This is a genomic window from Nocardia sp. NPDC004340 (genome assembly GCF_053602575.1).
This window is the reverse complement of the sequence record NZ_JBSGDW010000017.1, coordinates 65,543-78,156: the sequence shown is the minus strand read 5'-3', so window position 1 is coordinate 78,156 and position 12,614 is coordinate 65,543. Positions and strand designations below refer to the sequence as shown.

General features: G+C 70.0%; 9 protein-coding genes, 1 rRNA gene and 2 pseudogenes. 10 read left to right on the top strand and 2 right to left on the bottom strand.

All coding sequences use genetic code 11. The features are described 5' to 3' along the window. From rrf to ACWEOI_RS34375, 3 genes and pseudogenes are all read left to right on the top strand, one after another. Positions 1–91, top strand: a 5S ribosomal RNA gene (gene rrf, locus ACWEOI_RS34385); the annotation flags it as partial. 1,122 nt (positions 92–1,213) lie between these two features. Continuing rightward, positions 1,214–2,233 (top strand): annotated as a pseudogene (locus ACWEOI_RS34380) (hypothetical protein); the annotation flags it as partial. 259 nt (positions 2,234–2,492) lie between these two features. Next, complete coding sequence (locus ACWEOI_RS34375; protein ID WP_452362275.1) at positions 2,493–3,386, top strand: HAD-IIA family hydrolase; 894 nt, start codon at positions 2,493–2,495, stop codon at positions 3,384–3,386. A 128-nt stretch (positions 3,387–3,514) separates the two neighbouring features. Here the strand turns inward: ACWEOI_RS34375 and ACWEOI_RS34370 are convergent. Beyond that, positions 3,515–3,727: pseudogene (locus tag ACWEOI_RS34370) on the bottom strand (SAM-dependent methyltransferase); the annotation flags it as partial. 216 nt (positions 3,728–3,943) lie between these two features. Here ACWEOI_RS34370 and ACWEOI_RS34365 point away from each other — a divergent pair. From ACWEOI_RS34365 to recN, 4 genes are read left to right on the top strand one after another with little or no spacing between them, the layout of a single operon-like run. Further along, the gene (locus ACWEOI_RS34365) at positions 3,944–4,201 is read left to right on the top strand and encodes a hypothetical protein (protein WP_357095750.1); all 258 of its coding nucleotides are present in this window, start codon (positions 3,944–3,946) and stop codon (positions 4,199–4,201) included. Position 4,202: 1 nt separating this feature from the next. Continuing rightward, positions 4,203–5,093, top strand: coding sequence for a TlyA family RNA methyltransferase (locus tag ACWEOI_RS34360; RefSeq protein WP_452362274.1), 891 nt, complete (start codon positions 4,203–4,205; stop codon positions 5,091–5,093). Then, positions 5,090–6,055, top strand: a complete 966-nt coding sequence (locus ACWEOI_RS34355) for an NAD kinase (protein WP_379271696.1) — start codon at positions 5,090–5,092, stop codon at positions 6,053–6,055. The genes ACWEOI_RS34360 and ACWEOI_RS34355 overlap by 4 nt, the downstream gene beginning before the upstream one ends. Continuing rightward, positions 6,033–7,814, top strand: a complete 1,782-nt coding sequence (recN, locus tag ACWEOI_RS34350; protein WP_452362273.1) for a DNA repair protein RecN — start codon at positions 6,033–6,035, stop codon at positions 7,812–7,814. Before ACWEOI_RS34355 ends, recN begins: the two co-directional genes overlap by 23 nt. Positions 7,815–7,893: 79 nt before the next feature. On the opposite strand, the gene ACWEOI_RS34345 is transcribed toward recN, so the two are convergent. Continuing rightward, positions 7,894–8,313 carry an SRPBCC family protein gene (locus ACWEOI_RS34345; RefSeq protein ID WP_357287026.1) on the bottom strand — a complete coding sequence of 140 codons (420 nt, stop codon included), beginning with the start codon at positions 8,311–8,313 and terminating at the stop codon, positions 7,894–7,896. A gap of 182 nt (positions 8,314–8,495) precedes the next feature. On the opposite strand from ACWEOI_RS34345, the gene steA reads away from it, so the two are divergent. The 3 genes from steA to ACWEOI_RS34330 all read left to right on the top strand — a co-directional run bounded on the left by steA (position 8,496) and on the right by ACWEOI_RS34330 (position 12,493). Continuing rightward, positions 8,496–9,707, top strand: a complete 1,212-nt coding sequence (steA, locus tag ACWEOI_RS34340) for a putative cytokinetic ring protein SteA (protein WP_452362272.1) — start codon at positions 8,496–8,498, stop codon at positions 9,705–9,707. Between the two features lie 8 nt (positions 9,708–9,715). Then, the gene (locus ACWEOI_RS34335) at positions 9,716–10,633 is read left to right on the top strand and encodes a copper transporter (protein ID WP_452362271.1); all 918 of its coding nucleotides are present in this window, start codon (positions 9,716–9,718) and stop codon (positions 10,631–10,633) included. Between the two features lie 132 nt (positions 10,634–10,765). Then, positions 10,766–12,493, top strand: a complete 1,728-nt coding sequence (locus ACWEOI_RS34330) for a CTP synthase (RefSeq protein WP_452362270.1) — start codon at positions 10,766–10,768, stop codon at positions 12,491–12,493. Positions 12,494–12,614: the final 121 nt, after the last annotated feature.

Here is a 12,614-nt window from a genome sequence, read left to right as displayed (position 1 = left end):
GCCCGGTCCCATTCCGAACCCGGAAGCTAAGGCCACCTGCGCCGATGGTACTGCACTCGACAGGGTGTGGGAGAGTAGGACACCGCCGGAACATCCTTCGCGAAAGGGGACCCAATCTTGGGTCCCCTTTCGGCGTTTACCACCCTGTGCTGCGCAGCAGCTCGAGGGCACGTGATTGAATTTGGGGTAGGTGGATCGCCCACCCGCCCTCCTCACGCGCCCTCCAGCGCCGTGGCCGGGTACCGCAGGCTACAAAGTACAGAGAGGGATCACCGTGGCGGAGCAGAACGACGGCCGCAAACCTTTCCGCCGCAATGACGGTGGATCCGGACAGGGCGGCTACGGTCGACGCGAGGACGGCGGACGCCGCGACCAGGGCCGGCCGTCGTACGGCGGTGGTCCGCGTCGCGAAGGCGGCGGCAGCCGCGAGGGCGGCTTCAACCGCGGTGGCGGCGGCGGCTTCAACCGCGGCAAGGACAATGAACGCGGCGGCTTCAACCGCTCCGAGGGCGACCGCGATCGCGGCGGCTATCGGGGCGAGAGCCGGACCGGTTCCGATCGTGACGGCGGAAGCCGGGGCGGTTACACCCGCGGCGACCGCGACGGTGGTTTCAACCGGGACCGCGGTGACCGCCGCGAGGGCGGTTTCAACCGTAGCGGCGAGCGCCGCGAAGGCGGATTCAGCCGTGGCGGTGGTGACCGTCGCGAAGGTGGCTTCGATCGTGGCGGCGAGCGCCGCGAAGGCGGTTACAACCGTGGCGGTGGTGACCGTCGCGAAGGTGGCTTCAGTCGTGGTGGGGAGCGCCGCGAGGGTGGCTTCAACCGCGGCGGTGGCGATCGTCGCGAAGGCGGTTACGACCGTGGCGGCGAACGTCGCGAGGGCGGGTTCAGCCGCGGCGGCGGCAGCGATCGTCGCGAGGGCGGTTTCGATCGCGGTGGTGACCGTCGTGAGAGCGGTTTCAACCGTGGTGGGGAGCGTCGCGAAGGAGGATTCAGCCGCGGCGGCAGCAGCGATCGTCGCGAAGGTGGGTTCAACCGCGGCGGGGAGCGCCGCGAGGGTGGGTTCAGCCGTGGCGGCAGCAGCGATCGTCGCGAGGGCGGTTTCGATCGCGGTGGCGATCGTCGTGAGGGTGGCTTCAATCGCGGTGGCGGCGATCGTCGCGAGGGTGGCTTCAATCGCGGTGGCGGTGACCGTCGTGAGGGCGGTTTCAGCCGTGGTGGCGGTGACCGTCGAGAAGGCGGCTTCAACCGCGGCGAGCGTCGTGAAGGCGGATTCGACCGTGGTGACCGCGGGGATCGTCGAGAGGGCGGGTTCAACCGCGGCGGCGAGAACCGTGGTGGCGGACGGGGATTCGATCGCGATCGTGGTCCGCGCGAGGAGAAGAAGAGCTTCGCGCGCGACGACGTCGACGCGACCGGCGGTGAGACCGCCCGCGAGGACAAGGATTTCGAGCGGGCCGGGAACGGTTCGGGCGAGCGGTCGTTCGATCGCGGTGAGGACCGTCGCCGGGGCGGCGAAGGCGCGAGGGCCGGTGGCGGCCGGCCGGGCGAGCGGCGGTCGGGTCGTCCCGACGAGCCGGGTCTGCCGGACGACGTGCAGCCCTCCGATCTCGAGCCCGCGGTGCGACGCGATCTGCTGAGCCTGGACAAGAGCAATGCCGAGACGGTGGCCCGGCACCTGGTGATGGTGGCGCAGCTGCTGGACGAGGATCCGGAGCTGGCGCTCGAGCACGCGCGGGCGGCGCGGCAGCGAGCCGGCCGGATCGCCGTGGTGCGCGAGACCGCCGGTGTCGCGGCCTATCACGCGGGTGAGTGGGCCGAGGCGCTCTCGGAGCTGCGGACCGCGCGGCGCATGTCCGGTGGTTCGGGCCTGCTGGCCGTCATGGCGGATTGCGAACGCGGCCTGGGCCGTCCGGAGCGCGCCATCGAGCTGGGCCGCAGCGACGAGGCCCGCGCCCTGCAGGGCGACGAGGCGACCGAGCTGCGCATCGTGGTGGCCGGCGCGCGCATGGACCTGGGTCAGTTCGACCAGGCCGTGGTGACGCTGCAGACCGCGGAGCTGGATCCCGCGCGCTCGGGTTCGGCCGCGGCGCGGCTGTTCTACGCCTACGCCGAGGCTCTGCTGGCCGCCGGTCGCGAGGACGAGGCGCTGACCTGGTTCATGAACGCGGCCTCCGCGGACCACGACGGCGAGACCGACGCCGAGGAACGCGCCGCCGAACTCTCCGGCGACGGTGACGCCGACGGCGCGGACTGGACCGCGGCCTTCGACGAAGATGCCGAAGACGCCGAAGACGAGGACGAGGACGCCGAGGGCGAATCGGATTCGGCTGCGGCGGAGCGGGATTCCGAAGACGATGGACCGGAGAAGTCGGCGAAGCCCGCCGAGGGCTCCGAGAACTAGGACCGGCAATGAACTCGACCGTGCGGCAGCGCCACAGCGCAGCCGCACGGTCGTTTCTGTTTCTGTGTACAGCGAGAGGGACGGCGTAATGCGATTGCGGGATCGGTTCGAGGCCTTGCTACTGGATCTGGACGGGACGCTGTTCCGCGGCCACGAGCTGATTCCCGGTGCGCCGGAAGCGCTGTCGGCGGGCGCGCCCGAACAGCGGCTGATGTACGTCACCAACAATGCGAGCCGCTCGGCGGACGCGGTGGCGCTGCATCTGCGCGAACTGGGTTTCGACGCCCACGAGGACGAGGTGGTGACCAGCGCGCAGGCGGCCGCGCGGCTGCTGGCGCAGCGGATCCCGCCGGGGTCCACCGTGCTCGTGGTCGGCACCGACGACCTCATGTCGGAGGTGGAGAACGTGGGCCTGCAGGCGATCCGTCGCTTCGACGGCGCACTGCCCAGCGCGGTGGTGCAGGGCCATTCGCCGCAGACCGGCTGGCCGGATCTGGCCGAGGCCGCCTACGCGCTGCGGCAGGGCGCGCTGTGGGTGGCCGCGAATACCGATGCCACGCTGCCCACCGAACGCGGTCTGGCGCCGGGCAACGGGTCCATGGTCGCGGCATTGCGGCACGCGTCGGGGCTGGAGCCGATCGTGGCGGGCAAGCCGTACGCGCCGTTGATGGAGGATGCGCTGGAACGCGCGGGCACCCGTGACGCGCTCGTGGTCGGCGACCGCCTCGACACCGACATCGACGGCGCGCACACCACCGGACTGGAGTCGTTCATGGTCCTCACGGGCGTGAGCACGCTCGAGGATCTGCGCGCCCAGCCCGCCGATCGCATGCCGACCTATATCGCCGAATCCCTGGACGCCCTCAACCATCCGGTGGCCGACCTCGACCCGGTGGTGCCGGGGGAGGGCGATATCGCCGAGGCGATCGCCGACTGCCTGGCCAAGGCGCCCGGCCGCGCGATCACCATCCGATCCGTCTGACACGCCGCGAGGTATCAAGCCTCACAACGGTTTTCGCGCCTCGAACAAGGTGCGTGCCGAATGCGCGACGAAGGGGCCGTCCTGCACGATCCGCCGATGCGGGTCGTGCAGACGGTCCCGATACTCGGCACCCGCGCGATCTCGCTCCACCGGACGGTGGCGGGATGCGTGCTCGTCACCAGATCGAAGGCCGCGTCCGCGAACGGCAGCGGCGATTCGTCCGGGTCGGCGACCACGACCGCGCCACGCGGATGCAGCAGCTGGGTCGCCTCGGCCGGATTCGGCGGCCACGATTCGGTGGCGACCATGGTCGGCGGGAACACGGCGGCCTCGGCGATCATTCCTCGAAGTCGCTGTCCATTTGCCTCGTCCTGTCAGCCACCCCCGACGGTGGTCGTCGTGGCCGCCCCGGTCGGCGGGCGGATCGGGATGCGGCGGGGTACGTGTGTTCGAATGCGGGTTCGGGTAGCGTTATCGCCACGATGACTATGCCCACGCCTCGACCGCCGATTCCCGCGCCGGGACAACACCCCGGCACGCCCGGAGCGCACCCCGGTATGCCGGGTCCCCGCCCGGGCGCGCCGCTGCCGGGACAGCATCTGGCGGGCGCGAATCAGGAGTTCGCCGACCCGGATCGGGTCCGGACCGAGGTGGACGCGCTGCTGGCCGAATTGTCGGCGGGCGCGCCGAATCCGGGCTTTCCGGGTGCGCCGAGCGTGCACTCGGAGGGCACCGACATCGTGCGACGGGCCAAGATTCTGGAACAGGCGCACGAGGTGCTGGTGCAGGCGCTGGCCACGGTGGACAAGATCTGAGGTGGCCAGGCGCGCGCGGGTGGACGCGGAACTGGTTCGCCGCGGATTGGCGCGGTCGCGGGAACACGCGGTCGAGCTGATCAACGCGGGCCGCGTCCTGATCAATGGGTCGGTCGCCACCAAACCGGCGACCGGAGTCGAAACGAGCACCCCGCTGCTGGTGCGGGAGCAGCCCGACGAGGTGCAGTGGGCCTCGCGGGGTGCGCACAAGTTGCTGGGCGCGCTCGAGGCGTTCGAGCCGCAGGGCGTGTCGGTGGACGGCAAGCGCTGTCTGGACGCGGGCGCGTCCACGGGTGGTTTCACCGACGTGCTGCTGTCGAAGGGCGCGAAAGAGGTGGTGGCCGCCGATGTCGGCTACGGCCAGCTGATCTGGCGGCTGCAGAACGACGACCGCGTCCGGGTGCACGATCGCACCAATGTGCGGGCGCTGACCCCCGAACTCATCGGCGGCACTGTCGATCTGGTGGTCGCGGACCTGTCGTTCATCTCGCTGGGGCTGGTGCTGCCGGCGCTGGCCGCCTGCTGCGCGCCGGGCGCGGATCTGCTGCCGATGGTGAAGCCGCAGTTCGAGGTGGGCAAGGAACGGGTGGGTTCCGGTGGCGTGGTGCGGGATCCGGTGTTGCGCGCCGAGGTGGTGCGCGAAGTCGCCGCCGCGGCAGCGGCCCTCGGGCTGCGCACGCGCGGCGTGACGGCCAGCCCGCTGCCCGGTCCGTCCGGGAACGTCGAGTATTTCCTGTGGCTGCGCAAGGAGTCCGCGCCGGTCGGGCCGGACGCGGCCGAAGCGGTGGCGACCGGCGACGCCGCGGGCGTCGGTGCGGCCGCCTACGATGCTGACGAGGCGGCGCGTGTGGCGGCGCTGATCGAGCGTGCGGTGCAGGAGGGTCCACAGTGAACGCGGCGAGCCCGGCCAGAGAAGTGCTGCTGGTCGCGCATCCGGGACGCCCGGAGATCACCGATACCGCGCACCGGGTCGCGAAGATCCTGTGCGGGGCCGGGATCGGGCTGCGGGTGCTCGAGGACGAGGCCTACAGCACCCGCTTCGACCTCGACGACGACGGCACCTCCAACGGCTACCCGATGCGGGTGATGACGCACGACCTGGTCGCCGCGGTCGGCACCGAGATGGTGCTCGCGCTCGGCGGCGACGGCACGTTCCTGCGCGCGGCCGAACTCGCCCGCGCCGCGTCGGTGCCGGTGCTCGGAATCAATCTGGGCCGCATCGGTTTTCTCACCGAAGCCGAGGCCGAACACCTCGACGAGGCGCTCTCGCAGGTGGTGCGGCGCGACTACACCGTCGAGGAACGGATGACCATCGACGTCTCCGTGCGCGTCGACGACACGGTGGTGGAACGCGGCTGGGCGCTGAACGAGGCCAGCATCGAGAACGCGGCCCGCATGGGCGTGCTCGAAGTGGTCCTCGAGGTCGACGGCCGCCCGGTGTCGGCGTTCGGCTGCGACGGTGTGCTCATCGCCACCCCGACCGGGTCCACCGCCTACGCCTTCTCGGCCGGCGGTCCGGTGGTGTGGCCGGAACTCGAAGCGCTGCTGGTGATTCCGTCCAATGCCCACGCCTTGTTCGCGCGACCCCTGGTGACCAGCCCGGATTCGCTGATCGCGGTGGAGACGGTGGCGACCGGACACGACGCGATTGTTTTTCTCGACGGCCGACGCACCCTCGCATTGCCGCGGGGCGGCCGGGTCGAGACGGTCCGCGGGACCGAACCGGTGCGGTGGGTTCGGCTCGATTCCGCGCCGTTCGCCGATCGGATGGTGCGCAAATTCCAGTTGCCCGTGACAGGCTGGAGAGGCCGACAGCGGACGGAGAGCACGAGTGCTGACAGAGATCAGGATTGACGGGCTGGGCGTAATTTCCACCGCCACCGCACAATTCCACGAAGGTCTGACCGTTTTGACGGGTGAGACCGGTGCGGGCAAGACGATGGTGGTGACGAGCCTGCATTTGCTCAGCGGCGCCCGCGCCGACGCGGGCCGGGTACGCCTGGGCGCGTCGCGAGCCGTGGTGGAGGGCCGTTTCACCGTCGACGAGGTGCACGACGGCGCCATCGGCGAGGTGGAGGAGGTGCTGGAATCCACCGGGGCCGAACGCGATGACGACGGCAGCATCATCGCCGTCCGCACCGTCGGCAGCGACGGCCGCTCCCGCGCCCACCTGGGCGGCAGGTCCGTACCCGCCTCGGTGCTCTCGGATTTCACCGGTCCGCTGCTGACCGTGCACGGCCAGAACGACCAGCTGCGCTTGCAGCGACCGGACCAGCAGCTGCATGCGCTGGACCAGTTCGCCTCCGATGCGGTGGCCCCGCTGCTGGCCAAGTACCAGAAGGCGCGAAAGGCCTGGCTGGACAAGCGCAATCAGCTGCTCGAGCGCACCGCGCGCAGCCGGGAGCTGGCGCTGGAAGCCGATCATCTGACCCAGTCGCTGGCCGAGATCGACGCCATCGCGCCCGAACCCGGTGAGGACGAGCATCTCGTCGGCGAGGTGCGGCGACTCTCGGACCTGGACTCGCTGCGCGAGGCCGGTTCCATCGCCCACGACGCGCTGGCCGGTCCGGCCGATTCGCCGGGCGAGGCGGCGGGCGCGCTGGATCTGCTCGGCACCGCCCGCGCGCGCATCGAATCCTCCGACGACCCGAAGCTGACGGCGCTGGCTCCCCGTCTGGGCGAGGCGATCTCGGTGGTGGTGGACCTGACCACCGAGCTCAGCTCCTATCTGTCGGATCTGCCATCGGATCCGGGCGCGCTGGAGTCCATGCTGACCCGGCAGGCCGAGCTCAAGACGCTGACCCGCAAGTACGCGCCCGATATCGACGGCGTCATCAAGTGGGCCGACGAGGCGCGCACCCGGCTGTCCTCGCTGGACGTGTCCGAGGAAGCCCTGGCCGGCCTGGCCGCCGATGTCGAGACCGCCGCCGAGAAGGTGCGCGAGACCGCCCGCAAGCTGACCGCCGCGCGCGGCAAGGCCGCCGGCAAACTGGCCAGTGCGGTGAGCACCGAACTGGGCGGCCTCGCTATGGGCCGCGCACGCCTAGAGGTCGGCGTCGGTCCGATCCTGGCGGGCGTGCAGGATTCGGCGCCGCTGGTCATCGACGGTCAGGAACTGCACGCCGGATCGACCGGTGTCGACGAGGTGGAGTTCCGGCTGGCCGCGCACTCGGGCGCGCATCCGCTGCCGTTGAGCCGCAGCGCTTCCGGCGGTGAGCTCTCGCGGATCATGCTGGCGCTGGAAGTGGTGCTGGCCAGTTCCGAGCACGGCACCACCATGGTGTTCGACGAGGTCGACGCCGGTGTGGGTGGTCGCGCGGCGGTCGAGATCGGTCGTCGCCTGGCTCGCCTGGCGCGCACCCATCAGGTCATCGTGGTGACCCACCTGCCGCAGGTGGCCGCCTTCGCCGACACCCACCTGGTGGTCGACAAGCTCGATGACGGTCAGGCCGTGAAGTCGGGCGTGAAGGCGCTGACCCAGGACGAACGCGTCGTGGAGCTGGCGCGCATGCTGGCGGGCATGGGCGACACCGAGACCGGTCGCGCGCACGCGTGGGAGCTGCTCACCACCGCGCACTCCGAGAAGGTCGGCGCGGCAGCCTCGGGCGAATAACGCGTCCCCCGAACAGAAAACCGGCCGAGACCCGAAGAAAGGGTCCGGCCGGTTTTTTCGTGCGTTCGTCGCGCTGGTCCTACTTCACGGCCTTGCGCACGCCGCCGATGAGGGCGTTGGTGAGGGCGCGCAGGCCGGGCTCGAGGATCTGGGCCGGCAGCGGGAGGCTCGGCTCGGATTCCATGGTGTAGACGACCCGGGTGCCGCCGGGCGCGTCGGAGAAGGCGATGGTGCCGACGTGCCGCTTGACCGGGGCGCCCGCGATGACGCGGTAGACCATGCGCTCACCGGGGACGAGCTCGGTGGTCTCCTCGGTCGGGCCGATGCCGGCGATGCCGAGCTGGTACTGGGCGCCGACGCCGGACGGGCTGCCGATGCCCGGCTTCTTCAGCGAGATCTTGATGGGCAGAAAGGGATTGAGGCTGTCGCGCTCGGAGAAGAGTTTGTACACGACGTCGCGGGGGGCGGGAATGACGGTGTCGACCGTGGTGCTGGCCATGACGGCATTGTCTCCTTTCGTGCCGGTGCTCGGAGCATATCCTTACCGGCCGGTAAGAAGATAGCCGCGAACCGGACAACCTGCGGACGCCGGGACTCGAGCAACATTTCGGCGATCAAATGACGATGCTGACCGGCGCGCCTCCACCAGTGGTTGAGAGTTTGGGGTGATCATCGGTCGCTATGAAGATGATGGGCCTGCTGTCGCGCAATACCGAAACGCTGCCGGGTCTGACCGGGATGGCCCGGGTGGACCGCAATACCAGGCGTTTGCTGCAGCGCGTGGGTCCGGGGGATGTGGTCGTCCTCGACGAGTGCGACCTCGACCGGCTCACCGCCGACCGCCTGGTCGAGGCCCAGGTAGCGGTGGTGGTCAACGCCTCGCCCTCGATCTCCGGGAGATACCCGAACCTGGGACCGGAAGTGCTGGTGGCCAACGGCATTCAGTTGCTGGACGCGGTCAGCTCGGACGTGTTCAAGAAGATCAAGGACGGCACCAAGGTGCGCGTCGAGGGCGCAGTGGTCTACGCCGACAAGCTCGCCAAGAAGGAGCCCGAGGCCCTCGTGGAGGGCATCGAACTCACCGAGACGACCATCGCCGAGCGCATGATCGAGGCCCGCAACGGGCTCGCCGACCATCTGGAAGCGTTCTCCGGCAACACCATAGAGTTCATCCGCACCGAGTCCTCCTTGCTCATCGACGGCATCGGCGTGCCCGATGTCGAGGTGGAGATGAAGAAGCGGCATGTCGTGGTGGTGGCCGACGGTCCCGAGCACATCGAGGACCTCAAGCGCATCAAGCCGTTCATCAAGGAGTACGCCCCGATCCTGATCGGCGTGGGCCGCGGCGCGGACACCCTGACCCGCCACGGGTATCGCCCCGACCTGATCGTCGGCGATCCGGAGGAGATCACCGCCACCACGCTCAAGTGCGGCGCGGAGGTGATCCTGCCCGCCGACACCGACGGCCACGCCAAGGGGCTCGAGCGCATCCAGGATCTGGGCATCGGCGCGACCACCTTCCCGTCCTCGGGCGCGCCCTCGGATCTGGCGCTGCTGCTGGCCGACCACCACGGCGCGTCGCTGATCGTGACCGTCGGCGCGGCGGCCTCGCTGGACGACTTCTTCGACCGCGGTCGCCGCGACTCCAACCCGGCGACCTTCCTGACCCGTCTCAAGATGGGCACCAAGCTCATGGACGCCAAGGCCGTGGCCTCGCTGTACCGGCACCGGGGATCCGGCTGGGCGATCGCGCTGGTGGTGCTGGCCGCGCTGGTGGCCCTGGTGGTCGCGGTGCTGGCCACGCACATGGGCGGTGAAGCGGTGACCTGGATGTCCGACACCTGGGATCGCGGATGGCACTGGGTGGAGCGGCTATCGGACCGGCAGAGGTAGAGGACGGAATGATTTCTTTTCGCCACCACGCGATTTCGATCGCCGCGGTATTCCTGGCCCTGGCGGTGGGCGTGGTGCTGGGCACCCGGGCGCAAGGCAACGGGTTGTTCTCCAGCGATCGGCAGCAGGTCGGCGACCTGCGAGCCGAGAACGGGCGGCTGACCGAACAAGTGAAGGCGGCCGACGCCTTCCTGTCCGGCGCGTCCGGCAAGCTGCTGACCGGGGCTCTGGCCAATCGGTCGGTTCTGATCTTCACCACGCCCGACGCCGACAGCGGCGACGTCGACGCGGTCAGCGCGGCGCTCACCACCGCCGGGGCCGCGGTCACCGGGCGGGTCGGACTCTCCAGCGCGTTCACCGACTCCTCCGAGGGCGATCGGCTGCGCACCGCGCTGGTGAACATGGTGCCCGCGGGCGCGCAGCTCAAGGTCGAGGCGGTCGATCAGGGCAGCCTCGCGGGCGATCTGCTCGGGCAGGTGCTGCTGGTCGATCCGGGGAGCGGGCAGCCGCGCGGCACCCAGCAGGAGCGCGGCCTCGTCCTGGAGACGCTGCGCGGCGGCGGCTTCCTGACCCCAGTCGGGGACGTGCAGCCCGCCCAGCTGGCCGTGGTGGTCACCGGGGACGGCGCGCGGGCCGAGGAGAACAACCGGGGCACCATCATCGCCCGATTCTCGGGCGGGCTGCGGTCCCACAGCGCCGGTGTGGTGCTGGCGGGTCGCTACGGAGCCGCCGAGGGACCGGGCGCGATCGCGGTGGCCCGGTCCGAGCTCGGGCTGGCGGCCGTCACCACCGTCGACAACGCCGATCGTGAGATCGGGCGGATCACCACCGTGCTCGGGCTCACCGAGCAGCTGAACGGCGGTACCGGTCGTTACGGCACGGGTGCGAAGGCGACCTCGCTCACAGTCGCCGCCATGCCGCACTGACCGCGGTGAGCACAAAGCCAACGCCGAGCACCGGAAAGGTTGCCCGCGACACGCGGAACCGAGTCGATCGCGGGCAGCCGAACACGCGTGGCATGCGATCAGCCTCCGCAATCCGTGTTACCGTGAAGACCCGTGGGTAATTCACGGATTCCGGCGCGCGCGGCCACGAAACACATCTTCGTCAGCGGCGGTGTCGCCTCTTCACTCGGTAAGGGTTTGACCGCCTCCAGCCTCGGTCAGCTGCTGACGTCGCGCGGTCTGCGCGTCACGATGCAGAAGCTGGATCCGTACCTGAACGTCGATCCCGGCACCATGAACCCCTTCCAGCACGGTGAGGTGTTCGTGACCGAGGACGGCGCGGAGACGGACCTCGACGTCGGTCACTACGAACGGTTCCTGGACCGCGATCTGTCCGGGGACGCCAATGTCACCACCGGCCAGGTGTACTCGAAGGTCATCGCCAAGGAGCGTCGCGGCGAGTACCTCGGCGACACCGTGCAGGTGATCCCGCACATCACCGACGAGATCAAGAGCCGCATCCTCGCGATGACCGGTCCCGATCTGCACGGGCAGGCGCCCGATGTGGTGATCACCGAAATCGGTGGCACCGTCGGCGATATCGAGTCGCAGCCGTTCCTCGAGGCGGCGCGTCAGATCCGCCACGAGGTGGGTCGCGAGAACTGCTTCTTCCTGCACGTCACGCTGGTGCCCTACCTGGGTCCGTCGGGCGAGCTCAAGACCAAGCCGACCCAGCACTCGGTGGCGGCGCTGCGCAATATCGGTATCCAGCCCGACGCGCTGATCCTGCGCTGCGACCGCGATGTGCCGCAGCCGCTGAAGAACAAGATCGCGCTCATGTGCGACGTGGATGTGGACGCCTGCATCTCGACGCCGGACGCGCCGTCGATCTACGACATTCCGAAGGTGCTGCACCGGGAGGGCTTGGACGCGTACGTGGTCCGCAAGCTCGGGCTGCCCTTCCGCGACGTGGACTGGGCGGTCTGGGGCGATCTGCTGGACCGCGTGCACAACCCGCGCGAGGAGGTCACCGTCGCGCTGGTCGGCAAGTACGTGGACCTGCCGGACGCCTACCTGTCGGTCACCGAGGCGCTGCGCGCGGGCGGTTTCGCCTCGCGGGCCAAGGTGAACATCCGCTGGGTGCAGTCCGACGAGTGCGAGACCGAGGCCGGCGCCCGCTCGCACCTGGCCGATGTCGACGCCATCCTGATCCCCGGCGGCTTCGGCATCCGCGGCATCGAGGGCAAGGTGGGCGCCATCCGCTTCGCCCGCGAGCACAAGATTCCGCTGCTGGGCCTGTGCCTGGGCCTGCAGTGCGTGGTCATCGAGGCGGCGCGCTCGGTGGGCATGAAGGACGCCAACTCGGCGGAGTTCGAGCCCGACACCAAGTTCCCCGTCATCTCCACCATGGCCGATCAGGAGCAGATCGTGGCCGGTGAGGCCGACCTGGGCGGCACCATGCGACTGGGCGCGTATCCGGCTGTGCTGCAGAAGGATTCGCTGGTCGCGCAGGCCTACGGCGAGACCGAGGTCTCCGAGCGGCACCGCCACCGCTACGAGGTCAACAACACCTACCGCGACAAGATCGCCAAGAGCGGCCTGAAGTTCAGCGGCACCTCCCCGAACGGCCACCTGGTCGAGTTCGTGGAATACCCGCAGAACCAGCACCCGTTCCTGGTCGCCACCCAGGCGCACCCGGAACTCAAGTCCCGCCCGACCCGCCCGCACCCGCTGTTCGCGGCGCTCATCTCGGCGGCGCTGGATTACAAGGCCGCCGAACGGCTCCCGGTCGAGATCCCGGCCGAGGCCCCGGCCCCCGAAGGCGAGAAGGTCTCCAAGTAGCCCTCCGCCGGCTTGCCACCCGACACCGCCCGAGCGTCCAGCACGCCCGGGCGGTGTCGTGTTCCGGGCACTGCTCGCTCTGATCGAGAGCCGGCGTGGTGTCGGCCACGGCAGCGCGGGT